Genomic DNA, 21282 nt, shown 5'->3' with positions numbered 1-21282 from the left:
TCCACCCGGCAGGTGGCCGGGCAGGGGGAGTGCGGGCAGCAGGGGAGGGGGCCGGAGCCGTCCCGGGCGCGCCGTGCGCCGCTCCCGGGACGGCCGGAGGGTGGCTCACTTGACGTTCTCGACGTCCTTGAGCACCTGGGCCCATGCCTGCTCGGGCGCCTGCTTGCCCTGCTCCACCCGGCCGAGGCCGTTGCCGATCGCCGTGCGCACGTCGCCCTCCTTGGGGCCCAGGTGCTGCGGCTTGAGGTTCTTGGCGGCGTCAGAGTAGATCTTGCCGACCGGCGCGCCGTTGAAGAAGTCCTTGGTAAAGTCCCGGATTTCCGGCTTGTCGTACAGCGCCGGGATCGACGGGAAGTTGCCGATCGCCGTGAAGACGGCCGCCTGGCTGTCGGCCGAGGTCAGGAAGTCGACCAGCTCGGCCGCCTCCTTCGGGTGCTTGCTCTGCTTCGGCACGGTCAGATGCGTGCCGCCGGCGTTGCCCGCGCCGCCCGGAACGGTGGCGATGTCCCACTTGCCGGCCGCGTTCTTGGCCTGGTCCTGGATGTACGCGGTCATCCACGCCGGGCAGATGATCGTCGCGAACGAGCCCTTGGCGAACCCGGTGTTCCACTCGGGCGTCCACGCGCCGATCTTGGCCGAGAGGTTCTCCTGGATCATCCGGACGGACAGGTCCCAGGCGCGCTTCACGTCCGGGTTGGTGGCCACGACGACGTTGTCCTGCGCGTCGTACACGCCGACGGGGGCCTGCGCGATGATCGCCCGCATGATCTCGCCGGGGCTGTCGAAGAACTTCGTCCCTGCGGGAGCGGAGGCGGCGAACTTCTTGCCGGTCTCGATGTACTGGTCCCAGGTGGGCCACAGCGCCGACACCTTGTCGCGGTCCGTCGGCAGTCCGACCTTCTTGAACAGGTCGGTGCGGTAGCACATGGCCAGGCCGCCGATGTCGGTGCCGAGGCCGACGACGGCCCCGTTGGGGGCCACGCCCTGCTGCCACTTCCAGTCGAGGTAGTCGCTCTGGCGCCTGTCCAGGCCGTACTGCCGCAGGTCCTGGAACCGGTCGGGCTGGGCGGTGAACTGGCTGATGAAGCCGACCTCGATGCCCTCGACGTCGGCGGCGCCCGCCCCGGTGGCGAGGTGCGCGGCGAGGTTGGTGTGGTGGTCGGCGTAGGCGGCCTGGCGCTCCTCGATCTCGATGTTGGGGTGGGTCTTCCTGAACTCCGCGTACAGCGGTTCGAAGCCGAAGTCGCCGAAGAGGCCGACGGTCAGTTTGATCTTCTCGGCGGGGGCGGCGGAGCCGCCGGTCGCGGGAGAGGAGCCGCCACCGCACGCGGTGAGGGTCAGCAGCGTGGCGGCGACCATGGGGGCGAGCAGCCGGGGGACGCGGCGGCCGGGGCGGGGGATGCCCATGAACCCTCCTCGGGTCCTGAAGTAGATGATCATGGAGAGAGCGCTCTCTCACAAGGTTCTGCTTGGGGTGGTGGGGCGTCAAGGTGTGGATCGGTAACGATCCCCGTTACCTGTTCACGTCGCCGTAATGCGTGAGAGCGCTCCGGCATAGCGAATTCCGACGTGGCGACGGGTGTGGAGTGTTGCCGGAGGGGCGTCCCCTCGTTCCGGCCCGCTCGCATCGTGAGGGTCCGATGCCGTATGCCCCGGACGGCAGGCGGCCGATATCGGTTGTCCGGGGCTCGACCGACTCATGATTGAGAGAGCGCTCTCCTGATCTTCGAGAAACTTTCTCTTCCCGTTGACATGCCGTCAACACGGTTCTAGCGTCAGCGGCGCTGAGAGCGCTTCCAGCCCGATTCCGGTTGAACCCCCCACTTCGCGGAGGTCGCTCCATGAGATCTGGGAGATCCATGAGATCTGTGAGGTCCCGCCCTGTCCGGATGCTCGGTCTATCCGGCTTATCCATCCTGACCGCCCTCGCGCTGACCGTCCCGGCCCTTCCCGCTCACGCGGCGACGGTGACCGTCGGGGCGGGCAGCTACACCACCGACCTGCCCGCCGGGGCGAGCGGCCCGGCCAACTCGAACGGAACGCCCGTTACGCCCAAGGTGACCGGGAACGTCACCGGCAAGATCCCCACGAACGACTGGTGGTCCTCCCTCGCCTTTCAGCGCTACGCGGGCAACCCGTACTCCGAGAACATGTACGGCCACCCGCTCACCTTCCATGCGGTCGCCGGAGGGCTGGAGGTGAGCTACCCGACCACGCCGCTGATCAGCGGCGACGGGCGGATGTACGAGTATCCGCACGCCCGCGACCTCACGATCGGCGTCACCGGGCTCAACTCGCCCGACACCAAGGTGGACGGGTGGTCCGACTGGACCGTCACGCCGTACTGGTCGGACGGCGCCCGCACGCTCCGGGCCACGATCGGGCATGGCCTGCCCTACGTGTACGCGACTCCGAGCGGCGGCAACGCCCAGGTCTCCTTCGTCGCCACGCCGAACGTCTGGGCCGACCGGGGCAATATCCTCGGCGTCACCGTCAACGGCCACCACTACGGCGTGTTCGCCCCTTCGGGGACCGACTGGACGATCAGCGGCACGGTCGCGACCGACGCGCTGGGCGGGAAGAACTACTTCTCCGTCGCCGCGTTGCCGGACACCTCCGCCTCGACGCTCGACCTGTTCGCGAAGTACGCCTTCAGCTTTGTCACCGGGACCAAGGTGACCTGGGCGTACAACGAGGCGACCGCGCAGCTCACCACCACCTACACCGCGACCACGACCGCCAAGGAGGGAAGCCAGACCGGCACGCTGCTCGCGCTCTACCGGCACCAGTGGCTGGCCACGAGCGACACGCTGACCCCGTACACGTACGTCTCGCCGCGCGGCACGATGAGGCTGCGCGAGGGCGCGTCGTTCACCACGAAGCAGATCTTCCACGGCGTGCTTCCCTCGCTGCCCGACCTCGGCGCGTACGACCGGACGAGGCTCGGCGGCTACGTCAGGCAGGAGGCGAACGCCGCCGACCCGTGGAAGGCGGCGACCGACACCTACTGGACCGGCAAGGCGCTCGGCCGGCTGGCCCAGCTCGTGCCGATCGCCGAGCAGCTCGGCGACACCGCGTCGCGGGACAAGCTGCTCGGCCTCCTGAAGGCGAAGCTGGAGAGCTGGTTCACCGCGGGCGGCGAGCAGTTCCGCTACGACGCGACGTGGGGCGTGCTTACCGGCTACCCCGCGTCGTACGGCAGCGACACCGAGGTGAACGACCACCACTTCCACTACGGCTACTACCTGATGGCCGCCGCGACAGTGGCGAGGTACGACTCCGTCTGGGCGGCGAGCTGGGGGCCGATGGCCAAGCTGCTCGCCTCCGACGCCAACAACGGTGACAGATCGGACACCCGGTTCCCGTTCCTGCGCAACTTCGACGCGTACGCCGGAAACGGCTGGGCCTCCGGGCACCAGGGGTTCGCGGCCGGCAACAACGAGGAGTCCTCCTCGGAGGGAATGAACTTCGCGAACGGCGCCATCCTGCTGGGCGCGGCCACCGGCGACACCGCCCTGCGCGACCTCGGTATCTATCTGTACACGACCCAGACGTCGGCGATCGCGCAGTACTGGTTCGACAAGGACAACGTGGTATTCCCCTCCGCTTTCGGCCACCACACGGTCGGCATGATCTGGGGCAGCGGCGCCGCGTACTCCACCTGGTGGACGGCCAACCCCGAGGAGATCCACGGCATCAACATGCTGCCGATCACCGGTGGCTCGCTCTACCACGGCCTCTACCAGGCCGACGTCCGGCAGAACCTCACTGAGATGGAGGCGAACAACCCCGGCCCGGCCGTCGAGTGGAAGGACGTCATCTGGGAGTTCCGCGCCCTCGCCGACCCGGCGGCGGCCAAGGCGAACTGGGACGGCGGCTACACGACCCTGGCGCCGGAGTCGGGCGAGTCCCTGGCCCACACCTACCACTGGATCTACAACCTGGCCAGGATGGGTACGGTCGACACCGCCGTGACCGCGAACATCCCGACCGCCGCGGTCTTCGTCAACGGCTCGACCCGGACGTACGTGGCGCACAACTTCGGCACGGCCGCCCGTACGGTCACCTTCTCGGACGGCGCGACGCTCACGGTCCCGGCCCGTTCGACGGCGACCAGCGCGGGCGGGACCTCGCCCTCGCCCTCACCGTCTCCGTCCCCGTCACCCTCACCTTCACCCTCACCGTCGGCCTCTCCCACAGGCGGCGGCGTCGACGCGCGAACGAGGATCGAGGCGGAGGCGTACCAGGACCAGTCCGGTACGACCCTGGAGACCACGACCGACACCGGCGGCGGCCAGAACGTGGGCTACATCGGCAACGGTGACTGGCTGAGGTACGACAACGTCCGGTTCGGCGGTACGGCGGCCACGCAGTTCAAGGCGAGGGTCGCCTCCGGTGCCGCGGGCGGCGTCAGCGGGCTCGTCGAGGTCCGGCTGGACAGCCGTGCCGGCGCGCCCGTCGGCAGCTTCGCGGTCGGCTCGACGGGCGGCTGGCAGAGTTGGCAGACGGTCCCGGCGAACATCTCCGGCGTGACCGGAACGCACACCGTCTATCTCACGTTCAGCAGTGGGCAGCCCGCCGACTTCGTCAATCTCAACTGGTTCACGTTCTCGACGACGTGACCCGGCCGGGTGGTCGCCGGAGGACACGCCCCCGGCGACCGCCCATACCTCGGATCACGACGGCGACGGCGCGGCCGGCGACTCGGCGCCCCCGGGCACGGTCGGCCACTGCGGACGGCTGAGGTTCACCAGCAGGGCGGCCGGAACGTTGTTCCCCTTGCCGGGGCTGATCACCCAGACCGTGTCGCCGGAGGTGATGTCCTTCAGCCCGTTGCGGTCGGCGCAGACGCGGGTCGAGCCGTTGATCGTGTACGTGCGGGCGAAGCCGTCGGTGCTCGTGACGGAGACGGAGTTCTGGCTGATCGAGGTCACCTTCCCGGTCTGGGTCGTGATCGTCTGGTAGCCGCCGCCGCGTTTCGGGACGACCAGCTCGCCGTGGACGGCGCCGAGCGGGCCTTCCATCGCGTGTCCGGGAGGCCCGGCGGGCCCGGTCGGAGACGGGGGCGGCTGGGCGAAGACGGCGGCCGCGCCGAGAGCGTCGGCCTGGGCGGATCCATAGGAGGCGCCCTGGGCGGCGGCGTCGCCGTACGAGGGCCGGGTGGGGGCGCTCGCCTGCGCCCCCTGAGCGGCCGCGCCCGTACCGGCGGCGACCATCAGGGCGGCGGCTCCGAGGAGCAGTCCGCGGCGGATCAGGCGCCGCGGCGGTGTCTCGCGCGGGAGTCGTGCTGAGGTGAACTCGCGATCGATCATCGGGATTCCGGGGCGAGCGTCCTCGGCCGTTGTGGGGCAGGGAAGGTCGCCCCTCCCTCCTTTCGGAAATGCGCTGCGCTCAGGCTGTCTTTCCGCCGCACTCGCTCCGCCCGGCGACGCGATCTGCGCGGCACGGACGGCCGCGGGCACGGACAGGCGCCCTCGGTCGTGTCTGACAAATCAAGCCCTGCTGCGCGCGGCCCAGACGGCGCCTCGCCGCGTTGACGCCCCACCCACGAAAAGTCCTCGCAGGCTCGGACTTTCCGCGGGGCCCGGATTGTCGGCCGTAGGCTCCGCTACGGCCTCCTCCTCCGCCTCGCGATGCATCCATCTGGATCCGCGCTCGCGACGGGCAGCATTTGTCAGACACTCCCTAGGCCCGCGATCTGTCACCCGCGGCCGGCGCCTGGGAGCGCTGCTACCCCGCCCAGCACGACCCTGACCGCCTCACCGGTAAAGCTCTCGTCCAGCGGCAGCCCGCGGAACACCACGCGAAGCCAGACGGCTCCGGCCAGCAGGTCCACGATCAGCATCGGATCGACGTCCTCGGCGATCTCGCCGCGCGCGCGGGCGCGCTCGAAGACGGGAGCCTCCCGGGCGTACCGGTCGGCGAAGAAGGCGCGGGTCGCCTCCGCCAGCTCGGGGTTGCCCGCGGCGGCGCCGAGTGCGGCGACCGCGATGTCGCACGTGGGGGGAGCGGTGAGGAGCCGCGCCATCTCCTCGATCAGTACCTGGAGGTCGCCGCGCAGCGAGCCGGTGTCGGGCGACTCGAGGTCGAGCGCCCGCGCCTCGATCAGCGCCGCGCCGAGCAGGGCGGCCTTCGACGGCCACCACCGGTAGATGGTGGTCTTGTTGACCCCCGACCGCTCGGCCACGCCCTCGACGGTCAGGCCCTCGTACCCCTTCTCGGCGAGCAGTTCCAGGGTGGCGTTGAGGATGTCGTCCTTCTTGCGCGGTGCCATGTCCGTCACCCTACCGCGATCGCAACGCACCGTTGCGTTGTGGTTTGATGGGGATGCGACGCAACGTTGCGTTGTGTTCTTTGATTGAAGGGGGTCGTGTCATGGCGGATCTGCCCGTCGTTCTCGTCCATGGGACTCGGGTCTCCGGCTCGATGTGGTCGCCGGTGCGGTCGCTGCTGCGGAGCCCGTCGGCCGCTCCCGATCTGCCGGGCCACGGTTCCCGGCGCGGACAGCCGCTCGACATGGACGCGGCCTGCGACGCCGTCGCGGAGTGCATCGCCGGGCTCGGCGGGCGGGCGCTCGTCGGCTACGTCGGCATCGCCACCGCCGCCCGCCACCCGTCCATGGTGGCCGGGCTGGTCGCCATGGGCTGTACGGCCCGGCCCGCCGGCGCCCTGCTCCACGCCTACCGGCTCGCCGGGCGGCTTGCCGTCGCGAACCCGGCGCGGGCCGCCCGGGTCAGCGCGTACGTGATCCGCCGGTCACTGCCTGGTTCGGCGGGGGAGGCGATGCTCGCGGGCGGCCTGTCCTGCGAGGTCATCCCGTCGGTGGTCGACACAGTCGCGTCCGAGGATCCGGTGGCGTCGCTGGCGGGGTATCCGGGGCGGGTGTGGCTGGTCAACGGCGCGCGCGACCACTTTCGCGCGGACGAGCGCACCTTCCTGCGGGCCTGCCGGAACGGCAGCCTCATCACGATCTCAGGACGCGGCCACCTGAGCGTGCTGGCCGCCCCCGACCGGCTGGCCGCGTTCCTCGATCGCGCCGCCGCCGAGGTGGTGGCCGGTTAGACCGTCTTCCATTCGTGGCGCTGGAGGAACGCCCGATCTCCGGTGGCGTACTCCAGCATCGCGCGGCGCACCTCGGCGAGGTCGGCGGTCACGGTGGCCCGAATCTCCCCGTTCTCCTTGAACTCCAGCTCGTAGCCCGGGGACACCTGCACGAAGTGCTCCCCGAAGCAGACGAGCGCGACGAACGGATTCTGCGGCGAGAGCGTCTCCAGCACGTCGGAGATCAGCTTCAGGTCCGGGTCCCTGACGATCATCCCGTCGCCGGTGTGCATCTGCATCTGGGGATACACGCCGCGCGGCTCAAGATTGTGCACGAGGTCGCGCTGGGGGTCGTAGCAGACGAGGCCGTGCTCCCGGGCCAGCGCGAACACGGCGTTCGAGATGTCGTCCACGCGCTCCGGGGGGATGTCGTCGATCCGCTCCCCGGGGAAGAGTGCGGCGAACGCGTCGGCGAAGCCGTCGCCGGGCTCCGGTGGGCCGTCGAGAAAACGTTCCCGGGCCTGGTCACGTGAAATAGGTCCAGATTCGCGCCATACCGCCAGCTTCATGGCTATGACGATAGGGCTCCGTCGGCGAGGTCGCGGACGACGTCGATCAGCTCGGCGGGGTCGAACGGCTTGGTCAGGTAGGCGTCCACGCCGATGCCGAGCCCCCGCCGCTTGTCGTCCTCCTGCGCGCGGGCCGTGATGAGCACGACCTTGATGTGGCTGGTGCTCTGATCGGTGCGCAGCCGGGTGGCGGTCTCCCACCCGTCCAGGCGCGGCATCATCACGTCCAGGGTGATGATGTCCGGATCGACCTCGTGGACGCGGTCGAGGCAGTCCTGCCCGTCGTACGCCGTCTCGACCTCGAACCCCTCCAGGGTCAGGTTGACCGCGATGAGCTGCCTGATGACCTCGTCGTCGTCCACCACGAGTACACGGCCCAGAACGTCGTTCACGGGCGCCAAGCTAACCCCTCGCCGGGGGTCCACGCGTGGCTTTCACCGGATCGTGGCGGGATCGTCGCAAAGATGGCCCACAACGATGTGCGCGAGGAGTCTTCGAGAACTGGTAGCCTTATCTCTCGTTGAGCCCCCTTAGCTCAGGGGATAGAGCACCGGCCTCCGGAGCCGGGAGCGCAAGTTCGAATCTTGCAGGGGGCACACATTCTTGATCGGCGGATCTAGCCGCTGACCAGGGTGAACAGCGTAGGAACGGGCGGGTCTCCAGTCGCGGAGGCCCGCCCGTTCTCGTTGGCGCTCGTGGGTTGTGGATCATGATGGAGATCTTCTGAGAAGGGGCACATCGTGCTCCGGGATTCTCGCCTTCACCCAGCGGGCCGATCTTCCCGATGATCGCCCCTCATGACGAACCGCAGAGCTATAGTCCCGTCGTGATCATCAAGCCCCCTCGGATCCTCGCCCTCGCCTTGGCCGCGATCGGCGTCGCCGGCCTCCAGACCTCGGCGCACGCCGCCTCCGCCGCATCCGGCGACTGGTGGCACCCCAAGGCCGGGGTGACCTGGCAGTGGCAGCTCTCCGGCAAGATCGACACTTCGGTGAAGGCCGACGTCTACGACGTCGACCTGTTCGACACGCCCGCCTCGACGGTGTCCGCCCTGCACGGCATGGGACGCAAGGTCGTCTGCTACATCGACATCGGCGCGGCCGAGCAGGGGCGTCCTGACTTCGCGGACTTCCCGAAGTCGATCCTCGGGAACAAGGTCGACGGCTGGCCGCAGGAGCGGTGGGTCGACATCCGGCAGATCGACGTCCTCAAGCGCATCTGGTCGGCCCGGCTCGACCGGTGCAAGGCGAAGGGCTTCGACGGCGTCGAGGCCGACCTGGTGGACGCCTACCAGCAGGACTCCGGTTTCCCGGTCACCGCCAAGCATCAGCTCGCCTTCAACCGAATGCTCGCCCAGGTCGCGCACCAGCACGGCCTCGCGATCGGACTGAAGAACGACCTCGACCAGATCCCGCAGTTGGTCGGCGACTTCGACTTCGCGGTGAACGAGCAGTGCGCCGAGTACCGCGAGTGCTCATCGCTGACCCCGTTCATCAAGGCGGGCAAACCCGTCTTCCACGCCGAGTACTCCCTGGCACTCAGCAAGTTCTGCCCGGAATCGAAGCGACTCGGTCTGAGCTCCATCAAGAAGACCCTCGACCTCACCGCCAAACGCGAGACCTGCCCCGCCTAACCCCGGCGGAGCCGGGAGCGTCCGGCAGAGGGACCACGTTCCCATCGCCGATCCTCCACCGTGGAGGGTCGGCGATCTCGTTCGTGCGGCAGCGGCGATCGTGGACAGGCTCGTCCGGGCGCTCGCCGTTTTCCCAGATCGGGACGCGGCCGATCCGCGAGCGAGGACAGCAGGACCGTGGCGGTCGTGCCGACGCCGGCGAGCGGGGGCAGGATCAGCTCGCTTCGCGAAGCGGCTCGAACCGGACGCTGAGCCGTACTTCGAGGGCTTCGGCCAGGCGCTCCAGCATCGGGATGGTCGGCATGGTGCCTCCGGCCTCGAAGCGGGCCACCGCCGGTTGCTTGAGGCCTGCACGCTCGGCCAGTTCGGCCTGGGTGAGCCCGAGTCCCTCTCGACGTCGCCGTACGGCGGCGCCGAGTTCAAAGCGGATGCGCGCGGCCTCGTACGCGGCGCCGGCATCGGGGCGGCCCATGATCTCGGCGCGCTTGTCCGACCAGGCTCTCCGCTCGTCCATGTCGATCACTCCTCGTCCGCTGTGTGCGCCTCGGCAATGCATCGCCGCATCGCCCGTACCGCTCGTTCGATCTCGCCTGTCTCCCGCATCCGCTGTTTACGGAAGACCGTCAGCAGGATGATGCGCCTGTCCGGGGCAATCCAGTACGTGATGCGCACCGCCTCGCGGGAGAGGTGAAAGCGCAGTTCCCGAAGCTTGCCGCGCAGTTGTCGGGTGTACGGCTCGTCGAGAAGTACACCGCGCTCGGCCAGGAGATCGACATAGAAGACGGCGGTCTCCTGATCGTCCTGGCTGAGCGAGTCGAACCAGTCGTCGACCTCGGGCTCCAGTTCCACCTTTCCTCAACTCATAACATGGACGTTATATCGGGGGCAAGAGGTGTGTCCGTGAAACCGGAAATCAGCTGAGCTCGCGGGTAACGTCGGGCCGCTGGATGGCGGGCTGACCGCGTGAGGGCGGGCCGAGAGACCGCCGGCCGCTCGTCACTCCGGCATCTTTACTCATCCCCTTGCTCTTGATTTACCAGATTTGTCTGGTTACCGTCCGGGTGGCGATCAAGGGCTTCTGAACCGACTTGGCCGCCTCGTCGTATTTCAGGTTGCGGGATGGCCGTGCCATCTCGCCCAGAGCTTCGGAGTCGACGCATGCCCTTCCCCCGCCCACGCCGTGGAACACGCGGCGGCCGCCTCTCCCGCCGGGTGTCGCTGGCCGGGTCCGCGCTTCTCGTCACCCTCGCCGTCGCCGTCTCGCCCGCGTCCGCGCACTACTACTCGGGAGGGGGCGCCTCGGCGACCTTCAACATCAAGCCGTACAGCTACAACGACACCTGGATGAAGCCGCTCAACAACGCCCTGTCCAACTGGAACGCGACGGCCTCCCCGGCCTACGTCGCCAAGTCGTCCTCGTCCAGCTCCTGGCTCCAGGCGGCGTCCTTCTCCAGCAGCTGGTACGGCCTCTACACGCCGTACGGCAGCAGGAGCAGCCGCTATTTCCGCATCCAGCTCAACTCCCGGACGATCTACAACGACGCGTCGAACTGGTCGAACTTCGTGACCAGCTCGTTCGTCCACGAACTCGGCCACCGTCTCAGCCTCGACGACATCACCAGCGGCTACTGCACGACGTCGATCATGAGCTACTGCCGGAACCGGAACTCGATGACCAAGCCGCAGACCCACGACATCAACGATGTCAAGAGTTACTACTAAAGGAAGGAGCGGCATGATGACGAGGATCTCCCGGCGGCTCGCCGTGACGCTCGCGCTCGTCGCGTCCGCGGCCACGATGGCCGCCTGCTCCGGAACGTCGGCGTCCGGCGAGGAGCGGACGATCACCTATCACGCCGACTATCCGGCCTACGACTCGGCGGTCAACCTCTTCCAGAAGGCCGACGTCGTGATCGAGGCCACGGTGAGCGCCGCGCCGGCCCGCGTCCAGGAGCTCAAGCCGGACACGACGAGCGACGACCCCAAGCTCAACCCCGCGGCCGGAGCGTCGGCGGAGCAGGCGGCCGCGGCCGACCCGGTGGTGATCTCCGTCTACCGGGCCGAGGTGAAGAAGGTGTACAAGGGGGCCGTCCAGCCCGGCCAGACGATCGAGATCCAGCAGTTGGGCGGCCAGCTCGACGGTGTCACCTACCAGGAGGCGGAGGCGCACCCCCTCAAGCAGGAGACGGGCTACGTCCTGTTCCTCCAGACGTATCCGGACGCTCCCGCCGCACTGCTCAACCCGATCCAGGGGCAGTATCCCCTCGACGCGGCGGGAAAGCCGTCCCAGCTGCCTGAGAATCCGGTCGCGCTCACGGCCGACGACCTGAAGCGGATCAGCGGCGCGAACTGATCGCCCTTCCCCGGCGCCCGGGACCGCCGTCCCGGGCGCCGGATGGAGGATGTCCACCATGGACGACGATCTCCCCGCGCTGGTCCGCTCGTACCTGGACGAGGACCTGCTGGTGAACCCTGACCAGGGAAGGGCGGAGACGGAGGCGAACACGCTGTGGATCGGCCTTCCGGACGGTGGGTTCGACGCGGGCGCCGTCCGCGCCGCCCTCATCCACGTCGGGGCGGGGCTCCGCGAGCGCTTCGGCTCCCGAGAGGGCCCGCCGGCCTTCCCCCTGACCTTCTACGCCTGGCACGACGAGCAGGCGGGGCAGCTGCGCATGTCGATGCGTTCGGCGCCGCCGGACGGGCTTCCGTTCGGGGCGCGCCACCGCCCGGTGTGCGAGCCCGACGAGGTGCTGGCCTCGGCGCTCGCCGACACCTCGCCGGGATCGGTCCGGTGGGAGGAGCTACGGCCGGACGACGCCTCGCCGGAAACGGGCGACGACGCGTGGCCGCCGTTCCCCGTATATGTGGTTGCGATCCGCGGTGAATCCGAGACCCCGTCAGGCCGGAGGTAGGGTCGCGAGACGTGACGAACGAGCTGGAGCGACTGGCGGTACGGCTGCGCGAGTTCGCCCGCGCCCGTGACTGGGAGCAGTTTCACACCCCGAAGAACCTCGCGATGGCGCTCGCGGGCGAGGTGGGCGAGCTGGTGGCGGAGTTCCAGTGGCTGACGCCGGCCGAGTCCGCGGACCTGGATCCGCGGACCCTCGCGCGGGTGCGCTCGGAGCTCGGCGACGTGGCCACCTATCTCGTCCGCCTGGCCGACGTCGTCGGCGTCGACCTGGTGGAGGCGGCGCACGCCAAGCTGGACGAGAGCGACCGCCGCTACGATCCCGACCTCTATCGCGGCTCGGCCAGGAAGGCTCCTCCGGCGGCCCCGTGACGGCTCACGGCCGCACGGCGCACAGGAGGCGGTCGTTCCCGCGCTGCCAAAGCGTGCCGATCTCGCCGAAGCCCGCGTCGCGGAGCGCGTTCACGTGCTGGGACAGGAGGCCGGACTCCGACCCCTGGTGTGCGGCGGCCGCGGCGCTGCGGCGCCGCGCCTCGCCCGCCTCGGCGAGCGCCGGGTCGGCGAGCACGGCGTCCCACCACTGGCGCCAGTCCTCGGGGCGTTCGTCGCCGAAGACCCGGCGCTCCTCGTTCTGGTGGACGGCGCGTTCGAGCCTGGCCAGGGTCGGAGTCGTCTCGTCGGAGTTGAGGTGGTCACCGTTGAGGAAGAGCGCGCCCGGCCGCAGGACGCCCGCCAGCTCCGCGTACATCGCCCTGAGGTGCTCCTCGGGCAGCCAGTGCAGCGCGGTGGTGCTGACGGCGGCGTCGGCCGGGCGGTCGAGGCCGAGCCGCTCGCTCCAGCCAGGGGTGCGCAGGTCGGCGGAGACGAAGCGCAGCCCGGTGGTCTGGCCGTACCCCGCCTCGGCCAGCGACAGCAGCAGGGGGTCGGTGTCCACCGCGACCACCGTGGCCCACGGAAGCCGGCGCAGCAGGCGGGCCGACAGCGAGCCGGGGCCGCAGCCGAGGTCGATCACGAGGGGATCGGGCCGCCCCACGCCCGCCTCGACCGCGTCGATCAGCGCCCGGAACCGGTCCTCACGGCCGGGGAGGTACCCCTCCTGCTGGCGGTCCCACCGGTCGATCCACTTCCGCGCGGTGTCGTACGTGAGCATGACCCCTCCTTGTAACTGCCACATATGCTTTTGCCAGTCACAAACTAGAACAGAAGGCGTAACTGGTCAAGTGAACTTCAACAGTCACACCGATGTCGTGGTGGCGGTCGCCGTCGCCCTCGTCAACACGCTGACCGCCGGGGAGTCGCGCGGCCGACCGTACGCGCCGCCGTCGGGCGAGGAACGCGCCGCCGCCGTCACCCGGGCCGTCGCCCCCGGCGCCTCCCGGTCGTACGAGGTGAGCGCGGAGCAGGCGGACGAGCTGGCCGGTGTCGCGGAGGCGCTGCGGACGGTCTTCGAGTCGGTGGCGGCCGGGGACATCGACGCGGCGGCGCACCACACCAACCGGCTCCTCGCCGAGACCGACGCGCGCCCGCACCTCGACCGGCACGACGGGGAGCCGTGGCACGTCCACTTCCACGGGCGCGGCGGCACGCTCGCCGGCGACTGGGCCGCGAGCTGCGCGACCGGCCTCGCCGTCGTGCTGGGCAGCGAGCTGTACGACCGGCTGGGCGTGTGCACCGCGCCGCACTGCGACCGCGTCTACGTGGACACCTCGCGCAACGGCACCCGTCGCTTCTGCTCCACGCCCTGCCAGAACCGGGTCAAGACCGCCGCCTTCCGCGCCCGCAACGCCTGACCCGGCCCGTACGGCCGACGGGATCTTCTTGGGAAAGGAAGATCGCGAGGCGGTCGGGCCGGTCTAGAGTTCGTGACCATGACGTCTTCGGCGAAGGACCGCGCCGGCGGAAGCCGGTCGCGCCGTGCGCCCGCCGTGGCCGGTGTGCTGACGCTGCTCGCACTTGTGGCCACGGCGTCGTTTCCTCTCGGGCTCCCTGAGGCGTTCTCGGAGGCGTTCTCTGAGGTGCGGACCGGCGTCGCGAGCCCGGAGCCGCCCCTCGACTCCGACGGGTGCCCTACCGCCTGGGTCGACAACTGGCATTTCGACGGACCGCCGGGTCCGCTCGTTCCCTCGGAGGGGGCGACGTCGGTGACGCTGTGCGAGCTGGTCACCTCGCAGCACCAAGATCCGCTCCTGCCGCCTGAGCGGGATCTCGGTGTGCCCCGCACGCTCACCGTCGGCGTCTCGTCCATGATCGCCATACTCAACGCCCTGCCCACCCGTGCCGAGGATGACGCCCGGATCCGCGCCCGGGAGAAGGCCGCGGGCCGCCCGGTGCCCGTGGACCTTCCTCGTGGCTGCAACGCTGTCGGTTTCCTGACTGAGCTCTCGTTCTCCGTGCGTTACGCCGGCGGCCCGCCCGCGGTGGTCCGCCTCGACCGCAACTGCGGCACCGCCTCCCACGCGGGACGGGTCCGCCTCTTGGACGGCGGCAGATCGGTGGTCCATGGCGGCCAGCCGGTGGACGCCTTCCTCACGCTCTACCGCGAGCAGCTCGCGTCCACGGCGGGTGCCGTCGAGCCGCCCGCCTGCGCCGCGGCGCCGCTCGCGCGGCGGATGGAGAACCGCACCTACGCGGACGCCCCCAGGGACGACATCAGGCGCAACCGCGGCCGGGCCGTCCACCTCCCGACTCGGCTCGTCGTGGTCACCGCCTGCCGCTATGTCCGGGACGGGGACCGGATGCGGTTGCGCGGACGCAGGACGCTGCGCGACGGGCTGGAACCGGTCCGCGCGCTGCTCAACGACGCGGCCGCCGTCCGGGTACGGACGAACGGGGGAGGCGAAGAGGTGATCAACAACACCGAGTGCGGCAGATCGGGCCCGGGCACCACCGGGGTCCGCGACCTCGACGTGGTGTGGGCGGCGGACCTGACCGGCGCGGTGGCCGAGGTCCGCGTCTGGCGCTCTCCCTGCCGGGCCGTCGTCGCCGACCTGGGAGGACGCCTCGCGCCGAAGGCGCTGCTCGACACGCTCGACTCCTGGCTGAACCGCTGATCCTCGGGCGTCCCTGGGACTGCGGCGGCGGCGCACCACGGTCCCAGGCGGGTGGCCGCGCTGCGGGGCCGGCGGGCGTGACGGCGCCACGGGCGGATCAGGAGCGGGCGGTCAGGCCGTTCTCGAACGTGCGGATGACGGTCGAGGTGACGCCGTGGCGGGGGAGCAGGCCCTTCTCCGCCGCCTCCCAGCCCGTATAGGTGATCGCGTACAGCATCTGCTGGATCCACTCGGCGCTGACCTGGGGGTCGAAGACGCCCTCGGCCTGGCCGCGCTCGATGAGGCTGAGCGCGGTCGGGACCGTCCTGTCCGGCTCGAACGTGTCCGGTTCGAAGCAGGCGTTGCTCTCCTCCAGCACGCGCGGATCGCCGAACAGGAACGCCAGCCGGTCGCCGACGTCCACCATGGCGGTGATCAGGCGGCGCATGGCCTCGAGCGGCGGCCCCTGGTCGATGGCCGCCGCCGCGATCGACCGCTCGACCACCCGAAACGAGTCGGCGACGGTCGCGTTGAGCAGGTCCTGGCGGTCGGGGAAGTAGCGGTGCAGCGTGCTCCGGCCCACCTGTGCCGCTTCCGCGATGTCCGCCAGCGTGGCGCCGCGGTCGCGGGCGAGCACTGAGGCGGCGGCGGCGAGGATGGCGCGCCGGGTGCGTCCCCGCACGCCGGTTTCCGGCACCTCCGGTTTCCGCTCTCCGGCGTCGCCCGCCTCGGGCGTATCCGAGACCGGTGTACGGGAGAGGGGCTGCCGGGTCGCGCTCACGGCCACAGGCTAACAGCGCCTTCCGTAATGAGGCTGTCGTGCTTGTTTTTGGGACATCGGCGTCCCATAATGAGGCGCATGGATTCCTTTGCAGTCGTCGCAGAAGGGGTGCGCAAACGCTTGGGCGCCACGCAGGCCCTCGACGGGCTCGACCTGACCGTCCCCGAAGGGACGGTGTGCGGCCTGCTTGGGCCGAACGGCGCCGGCAAGACCACGGCGGTGCGCGTCCTGACCACGTTGCTCCGCGCCGACGCCGGGCGGGCGCTGGTCGCGGGCTTCGACGTGGCCGACCGGCCCGCCGAGGTTCGCTACCGGATCGGTCTGGCCGGGCAGAACCCCACCGTGGACGAGATCCTCACCGGCCGGGAGAACCTGGAGATGTGGGGCCGCCTCTACCACCTCGGCAGGGCCACTGCCCGCCGTCGCGCGGGGGAGCTGCTTGACCGGTTCGGCCTCGCCGGCGACGCGGACAAGCGGGTCAAGCACTACTCCGGCGGCATGCGCCGCCGGCTCGACCTGGCCGCGGCCTTCGTCCTCGCCCCGCGCGTGCTGTTCCTGGACGAGCCCACCACCGGGCTCGATCCGCGCAACCGCAACGAGGTGTGGCAGGCGGTCCGCGACCTGGCCGCGTCGGGCAGCACCGTGCTGATGACCACCCAGTACCTGTTCGAGGCCGACCAGCTCGCCCACCAGATCGCGGTCATCGACTCCGGACGGGTGATCGCGGACGGCTCGCCGGACGAGCTCAAGTCGATGATCGGCGGTGACCAGATCGACCTGGTCGTCCGCGACGCCGCCGACCTCGCCGAGGCCGCCCGCGTCCTGGCTGCCGCGGCGGGCGCCGAACCGGGCGCCGACCCCGACGCCCGCCGCCTGATCGCTCCCGTACGCGACCGGATCGGGGCGCTGACCGAGGTGGTGCGCGAGCTGGGCGAGCGCGGCGTCGCGGTCGAGGACGTCGCGTTGCGCCGGCCGACCCTGGACGAGGTGTTCCTCAGCCTGACCGGCGGCAAGCCCGAGCACGACGCAGGCGAGCAGGGGGCCGGAAAGCAGGCGGTCGGGAAGCGGGTGGCCGCGTGACGACCGCCATCGCCCCCGTGATCCCCCGCTCCCGCGTGCAGCGGCTGTACTGGACGTTCGCGGACGGGTGCGTGATCGCCCGCGGCAACCTCGTCCACCTGGCGCGGAACCCGGCCGCGATCCTCAACCTGCTGCTGTATCCGATCGTGATGGTGCTGCTGTTCGGCTTCGTCCTGGGCAGCGCCATGAACGTCGCCGGGGGCGGCGACTACCGCGAGTTCCTGATGCCCGGGATGTTCGGGCAGACGATGACGCTCGGCGTGATGACCACGATGGTCATCGTCACCAACGACGCGGCGCGAGGGGTCACCGACCGGTTCCGCTCGATGCCGATCTCCCGTGCGGGGGTGGTGCTCGGCCGCGCCGTCGCCGACATGGTCAACTCGGTGCTCGAACTGGCCGTGCTGCTCCTGTGCGGCCTCGCGGTCGGCTGGAGCTGGCACCGGGGCCTCGGGAACGCGCTGACCGCCCTCGGGCTGCTGCTGCTTCTGCGCTTCGCGCTCATCTGGGTCGGCATCTATCTCGGGCTCATCCTCACCCCGGAGTCGGCGGCCGCGGCGTGGATGCCGCTCATGCCGCTCACCATGCTGGCCAACACCTTCGTCTCTCCGGAGCTGATGCCCGGCTGGATGGGGGCGCTCTCGGAGTGGAACCCGCTGTCGGCGACCGTCGCCGCCTGCCGCGAGTTGTTCGGCAACCCCGGCTGGGGCGGTGACTCCTGGGCCGCCGCGCACGCGCTGCCGCTGGCGGTCGCCTGGCCGGTGGCGCTCACGCTGGTCTTCCTGCCGCTGTCCGCCCGGCGCTACCGGCGGCTCGCCCGCTGAGCCCCGGCCGCCCGACCCCGCCGCGTACGGCCGGCCAGGGTGTGGAGCAGCCAGCCCGCCCCGGCTCCGAAGGCGTACCAGAACAGGTCGGACGGGTTGAAGGTCGTCCCGAGGACCAGGCGGGCGAGCACACTGCGCGCCGCGAGCTCCTCGGGGACGCCGGTGAGCTGGAAGAACTCCACCGCCCAGCTCGCGGCGAGCGCCACGGAGGCGGCGATCGCGGGGCGGGTCCTGGGGGCGGCCATCAGGACCAGGGCGTACAGCAGCAGGGTGTAGAGCGCGTCCCCGCCGTACTTGGCGACCGGTCCGTCCGCCACGGCCCGGATCCCGAGCCCGGCGGCGACGATGAGCAGGGCGGCCAGCAGCGCGACCGTCCGGCCCCGCGTGAGGGCGCTCGCCCGGGGACGCTGGTGGATCTCTGACGGGTTCATACGGCACCTCGGCGGTTTCCTGTGGCGGGCCGCTCCAGCGTCCCAGACGCCGTTGGGCGCCGAAGTCACTCTCCGCTCTGACTCAGCTCGGCCAGGCGCCGCAGCGAGTGGCGCAGCACGGCCGCGCTGACCGGCTTGGCCGCCAGCCAGCCGAGCCGTCCGGCCAGGCCGAGGGGGAGGTCGAGCTCCTCGCGCCACACGATCGTGCTGCCGCCCCCGGCGCGCGGCAGCACGTGGAAGGCGCCGGTCCCGCGGACGAGCCACCCGGTGTGCCGCACCTCGACCGTGTGCGGAGGGTTCCACCGGGTGATCTCCATGGTGTCCAGGAATCCGAGCGGCCCGACCCCGGTGAACGCGGCCAGGCCGCTGCCGGTGCTGTGGCCGTCCCCCTCGGTGACCCGCGCGCGGGTCAGGAACATCCACTCCCCGTGCCTCGGCCAGTCGGTCAGCACGGCGAACACCCGCTCCGGGCTCGCGTCGGAATGGGCGGTCACGGTGAGCTGAGACTTGTCCACGGTCTCGTTCTGCCCGCTTCCGCGCGGGGCGCGCACCGGACGGCGGCTCAGCGAGAGGGGCGGGCGGCCGGGTCCTTCCGCCCTGGTCCACAGTGGAGGGAGGGCGGGCACTCCGAGTGCACCCGGAGGGTTCATGACGACGACTCCGATCGCCGACTACGCCATGCTGTCCGACCGGCATTCCGCGGCGCTGGTGGCCAGGGACGGCACGATCGAGTGGCTGTGCATGCCGCGTTTCGACAGTCCCTCGGTGTTCGCCGCGATGCTCGACGACGACGCGGGGTCGTGGTCCATCCGCCCCACCGCGCCGTACAGCGTCTCGCGGCACTACATGGACGCCACGCTGGTGCTGCAGACGACCTTCGAGACCGAGACCGGCGCGGTGGTTCTCACCGACGCGATGGCGACCGGGGCGGACCCCGACCCGCACCGGCTGGGCGCCGCCGCCCCGCACACGCTGCTCCGCTCCGTCACGTGCGTGCGCGGTTCGGTCCAGGTGGAGATCCGCTACCGGCCGCGGCCGGAGTGCGGCCTGGTCACGCCGCTGCTGTCCCGTATGGACGGGGGGATCAGGGCGCGCGGCGGCTCCGGCCGGATCGTCCTGTCGACTCCCGTGGAGCTGGAGATCGCCAGAGACGAGGCCGTCGGCACGGTGGATCTGGAGGCGGGCGAGGTGCTGCGTTTCGCCCTCTGCTGGGCGGCGCTGGACCAGCCGGACCCCGAATGCCGCTCGTACGAGGAGATCACCGCCGACCTGGAGGCCACCCTGACCTCGTGGCGGGCCTGGTCGCGGGTGCACCAGGCGTACGACGGGCCGTACCTCGACCTGGTGCGGCACTCGGGGCGCGTCCTGCAGGGCCTCAGCTACCAGCCGACGGGCGCGATCGTGGCGGCGCCCACGACGTCGCTGCCGGAGGAGGTCGGCGGGGAGCGCAACTGGGACTACCGGTACGCCTGGGTGCGGGACGCGAGCTTCACCATGGACGCGCTGTGGGTCGCCGCCTGCCCGGACGAGGCCGGGGAGTTCTTCTCGTTCATGACGACGGCCGCCGCGACGTACGAGCCGGGGCGGGCACTTCAGATCATGTTCGGCGTCGGCGGCGAGCACGACCTCAGCGAGCGCGAGCTGCCGCACCTGCGCGGCTGGCGGGGCAGCCGGCCGGTCCGCACGGGGAACGGCGCCTGGCGCCAGGCCCAGATCGACGTGTACGGCGCGCTGCTCGGCGCGGCCGGGCGGCTGGCCGACCAGCTCACCTGGATCGACCCGGACGAGCGGGGCTTCCTGGCCGCGCTGGCCGACGCGGCGGCCTGCCAGTGGAGCCGCCCCGACCACGGCATCTGGGAGATCCGCGGCGAGCCCCGCCACTACGTGTACTCGAAGGTCATGTGCTGGGTCGCGCTGGACCGGGCGATCGGGCTCGCCGACCGGCTGGACGCCGCCGAGCGCGTGCCGCGCTGGCGCCAGGCGAGGGACGAGATCCGCCGGGCCGTGCTCCGCGAGGGGTGGAGCACGGAGGCGGGCGCCTTCACGCAGGCGTTCCACTCGGCCGACCTGGACGCGTCCGTGCTGATGATGCCGATCGTCGGCTTCCTGCCCGCCGACGACCCGCGGATGCTGGCGACCATCGACGCGGTCGCGAAACGGCTCACCGGAGAGAACGGCCTCGTCTACCGGTACCGCGCCGACGACGGCCTGGAGGGTGGGGAGGGCGCGTTCGTGCTCTGCACGTTCTGGCTGGCCCAGGCGCTCGCGCTGGCCGGCCGGGTCGGACAGGCGCGCGAGGTGTTCGAGAACACCGTCTCCCTCGCCAACGACGTCGGCCTGCTGGCCGAGGAGATCGATCCGGTCACCGGCGAGCAGCTGGGCAACTTCCCGCAGGCGTTCAGCCACATCGGCCTCGTCAACGCCGCCTGGGCGATCGACAGGGCGCTGTCCGAGGGCCAGATCCTCTGCTGAGCGCCGGGCCGTCCGGGTTCCTAGGGCCCGTCCGGGTTCGCTGCCGCCTGCCCACGTACTCTCCGATTTTCGGATTAGGCGTTAGCGCTGCTTTGCGAGACGGTGTTCGATACTGCCCGCTGGCGAAGTCTCCGGTACAGAGCAGGTCTTCCCGGCGCAAGCCCCTCGTCGATCGTCTGAACCGATGAGAGTGTGACGAATCGCCAGCGGCGATCGTGTGCCCGTAGATCGGCTTTCTGGTCTTGCCTCTGCAGCCCGGCGCGACAATTAGTCAAGTTTGTCAATCAAGGTAGCGGCGGTGAACGCGGTCAGCGTCATCAGTGCCGCCACGGTGCCCGCGATGGCGGAGCGCCAGCCACGTGTGCCATGACGATCGACGAGCGATTCCTGCAGCTCGTGTACCGCGTGCCGTCGACGACCTCGCGCGCTCGGGTGGCGGTGTGGCGCGAGCTGAAGCGCCTGGGCGCCCCTCTACATCCAGCAGGCGGAGTGCGAACGGCTCCTCGACAAGTTC

23 protein-coding genes and 1 tRNA gene are annotated in these 21282 nt (G+C 70.6%); 13 read left to right on the top strand and 11 right to left on the bottom strand.

Going from position 1 to position 21282, the window contains the following annotated elements:
• Window positions 1-105 precede the first annotated feature (105 nt).
• The gene (locus tag AWQ68_RS39895; protein ID WP_066951790.1) at window positions 106-1407 is read right to left on the bottom strand and encodes an ABC transporter substrate-binding protein; all 1302 of its coding nucleotides are present in this window, start codon (window positions 1405-1407) and stop codon (window positions 106-108) included.
• A 482-nt stretch (window positions 1408-1889) separates the two neighbouring features.
• On the opposite strand from AWQ68_RS39895, the gene AWQ68_RS45545 reads away from it, so the two are divergent.
• The gene (locus AWQ68_RS45545; RefSeq protein ID WP_066951789.1) at window positions 1890-4622 is read left to right on the top strand and encodes a glycosyl hydrolase; all 2733 of its coding nucleotides are present in this window, start codon (window positions 1890-1892) and stop codon (window positions 4620-4622) included.
• A gap of 54 nt (window positions 4623-4676) precedes the next feature.
• Here the strand turns inward: AWQ68_RS45545 and AWQ68_RS39885 are convergent, their stop codons facing one another.
• Window positions 4677-5312: a hypothetical protein gene (locus AWQ68_RS39885; protein ID WP_066951787.1), complete on the bottom strand. Its 636-nt coding sequence runs from the start codon at window positions 5310-5312 to the stop codon at window positions 4677-4679.
• A 389-nt stretch (window positions 5313-5701) separates the two neighbouring features.
• Window positions 5702-6274, bottom strand: coding sequence for a TetR/AcrR family transcriptional regulator (locus AWQ68_RS39880; protein WP_066951785.1), 573 nt, complete (start codon window positions 6272-6274; stop codon window positions 5702-5704).
• 101 nt (window positions 6275-6375) lie between these two features.
• Here AWQ68_RS39880 and AWQ68_RS39875 point away from each other — a divergent pair, with 101 nt between their 5' ends.
• Window positions 6376-7062 carry an alpha/beta fold hydrolase gene (locus AWQ68_RS39875; RefSeq protein WP_066951783.1) on the top strand — a complete coding sequence of 229 codons (687 nt, stop codon included), beginning with the start codon at window positions 6376-6378 and terminating at the stop codon, window positions 7060-7062.
• Here AWQ68_RS39875 and AWQ68_RS39870 read toward each other — a convergent pair.
• Window positions 7059-7610 carry a hypothetical protein gene (locus AWQ68_RS39870; RefSeq protein WP_084464938.1) on the bottom strand — a complete coding sequence of 184 codons (552 nt, stop codon included), beginning with the start codon at window positions 7608-7610 and terminating at the stop codon, window positions 7059-7061. The two genes, AWQ68_RS39875 and AWQ68_RS39870, sit on opposite strands and share 4 nt — an antisense overlap.
• 2 nt (window positions 7611-7612) lie before the next feature.
• Window positions 7613-8002 carry a response regulator transcription factor gene (locus AWQ68_RS39865; RefSeq protein ID WP_245656588.1) on the bottom strand — a complete coding sequence of 130 codons (390 nt, stop codon included), beginning with the start codon at window positions 8000-8002 and terminating at the stop codon, window positions 7613-7615.
• A gap of 132 nt (window positions 8003-8134) precedes the next feature.
• On the opposite strand from AWQ68_RS39865, the gene AWQ68_RS39860 reads away from it, so the two are divergent.
• Window positions 8135-8206, top strand: a tRNA-Arg gene (locus AWQ68_RS39860).
• Between the two features lie 230 nt (window positions 8207-8436).
• Window positions 8437-9243: an endo alpha-1,4 polygalactosaminidase gene (locus AWQ68_RS39855; protein WP_218007254.1), complete on the top strand. Its 807-nt coding sequence runs from the start codon at window positions 8437-8439 to the stop codon at window positions 9241-9243.
• A 214-nt stretch (window positions 9244-9457) separates the two neighbouring features.
• Here AWQ68_RS39855 and AWQ68_RS39850 read toward each other — a convergent pair whose 3' ends face one another.
• Both AWQ68_RS39850 and AWQ68_RS39845 read right to left on the bottom strand, forming a co-directional pair.
• On the bottom strand, window positions 9458-9757 hold the full coding sequence (locus AWQ68_RS39850) for a helix-turn-helix domain-containing protein (RefSeq protein WP_066951804.1): 300 nt from the start codon (window positions 9755-9757) through the stop codon (window positions 9458-9460).
• Window positions 9758-9762: 5 nt separating this feature from the next.
• Window positions 9763-10092, bottom strand: coding sequence for a type II toxin-antitoxin system RelE/ParE family toxin (locus AWQ68_RS39845; RefSeq protein ID WP_245656586.1), 330 nt, complete (start codon window positions 10090-10092; stop codon window positions 9763-9765).
• A 309-nt stretch (window positions 10093-10401) separates the two neighbouring features.
• Between AWQ68_RS39845 and AWQ68_RS39840 the strand changes: the two genes are divergently transcribed.
• The 4 genes from AWQ68_RS39840 to AWQ68_RS39825 are packed head-to-tail and all read left to right on the top strand — an operon-like array spanning window position 10402 to window position 12523.
• Entirely contained in the window at window positions 10402-10965 is a 564-nt protein-coding gene (locus AWQ68_RS39840) for a hypothetical protein (protein WP_157546529.1), read from the top strand.
• A 13-nt stretch (window positions 10966-10978) separates the two neighbouring features.
• Window positions 10979-11596, top strand: coding sequence for a hypothetical protein (locus AWQ68_RS39835; RefSeq protein WP_066951782.1), 618 nt, complete (start codon window positions 10979-10981; stop codon window positions 11594-11596).
• Window positions 11597-11654: 58 nt separating this feature from the next.
• On the top strand, window positions 11655-12155 hold the full coding sequence (locus tag AWQ68_RS39830; RefSeq protein ID WP_066951780.1) for a hypothetical protein: 501 nt from the start codon (window positions 11655-11657) through the stop codon (window positions 12153-12155).
• An 11-nt stretch (window positions 12156-12166) separates the two neighbouring features.
• Window positions 12167-12523: a nucleotide pyrophosphohydrolase gene (locus tag AWQ68_RS39825; RefSeq protein WP_084464935.1), complete on the top strand. Its 357-nt coding sequence runs from the start codon at window positions 12167-12169 to the stop codon at window positions 12521-12523.
• Window positions 12524-12527: 4 nt separating this feature from the next.
• Here AWQ68_RS39825 and AWQ68_RS39820 read toward each other — a convergent pair whose 3' ends face one another.
• Window positions 12528-13301 carry a class I SAM-dependent methyltransferase gene (locus AWQ68_RS39820; RefSeq protein ID WP_066951778.1) on the bottom strand — a complete coding sequence of 258 codons (774 nt, stop codon included), beginning with the start codon at window positions 13299-13301 and terminating at the stop codon, window positions 12528-12530.
• 70 nt (window positions 13302-13371) lie between these two features.
• Between AWQ68_RS39820 and AWQ68_RS39815 the strand changes: the two genes are divergently transcribed.
• Entirely contained in the window at window positions 13372-13941 is a 570-nt protein-coding gene (locus AWQ68_RS39815; protein ID WP_066951775.1) for a CGNR zinc finger domain-containing protein, read from the top strand.
• A gap of 78 nt (window positions 13942-14019) precedes the next feature.
• A complete protein-coding gene (locus AWQ68_RS39810) occupies window positions 14020-15201 on the top strand; it encodes a hypothetical protein (protein ID WP_157546523.1) in 1182 nt (393 codons plus the stop codon).
• Between the two features lie 97 nt (window positions 15202-15298).
• On the opposite strand, the gene AWQ68_RS39805 is transcribed toward AWQ68_RS39810, so the two are convergent.
• Entirely contained in the window at window positions 15299-15961 is a 663-nt protein-coding gene (locus AWQ68_RS39805; RefSeq protein ID WP_245656584.1) for a TetR/AcrR family transcriptional regulator, read from the bottom strand.
• Between the two features lie 78 nt (window positions 15962-16039).
• Between AWQ68_RS39805 and AWQ68_RS39800 the strand changes: the two genes are divergently transcribed.
• Window positions 16040-17041 (top strand): ATP-binding cassette domain-containing protein, encoded by a 1002-nt coding sequence (locus AWQ68_RS39800; protein ID WP_066951770.1) that lies wholly within the window; start codon window positions 16040-16042, stop codon window positions 17039-17041.
• Window positions 17038-17865: an ABC transporter permease gene (locus AWQ68_RS39795; RefSeq protein WP_084464934.1), complete on the top strand. Its 828-nt coding sequence runs from the start codon at window positions 17038-17040 to the stop codon at window positions 17863-17865. The genes AWQ68_RS39800 and AWQ68_RS39795 overlap by 4 nt, the downstream gene beginning before the upstream one ends.
• On the opposite strand, the gene AWQ68_RS39790 is transcribed toward AWQ68_RS39795, so the two are convergent.
• Window positions 17844-18296, bottom strand: a complete 453-nt coding sequence (locus tag AWQ68_RS39790; RefSeq protein ID WP_084464933.1) for a ribosomal maturation YjgA family protein — start codon at window positions 18294-18296, stop codon at window positions 17844-17846. The genes AWQ68_RS39795 and AWQ68_RS39790 overlap by 22 nt on opposite strands.
• Window positions 18297-18361: 65 nt before the next feature.
• Window positions 18362-18946: an SRPBCC family protein gene (locus AWQ68_RS39785; RefSeq protein WP_084464932.1), complete on the bottom strand. Its 585-nt coding sequence runs from the start codon at window positions 18944-18946 to the stop codon at window positions 18362-18364.
• Between AWQ68_RS39785 and AWQ68_RS39780 the strand changes: the two genes are divergently transcribed.
• Window positions 18945-20768: a glycoside hydrolase family 15 protein gene (locus tag AWQ68_RS39780; RefSeq protein WP_066951768.1), complete on the top strand. Its 1824-nt coding sequence runs from the start codon at window positions 18945-18947 to the stop codon at window positions 20766-20768. The genes AWQ68_RS39785 and AWQ68_RS39780 overlap by 2 nt on opposite strands.
• Window positions 20769-21282 lie beyond the last annotated feature (514 nt).

Source organism: Microtetraspora fusca, assembly GCF_001570365.1.
GTDB classification, from domain to species: domain Bacteria; phylum Actinomycetota; class Actinomycetes; order Streptosporangiales; family Streptosporangiaceae; genus Microtetraspora; species Microtetraspora fusca.
Note: the sequence above shows the minus strand (reverse complement) of the source record. Positions and strands in the feature narration are given on the sequence as shown.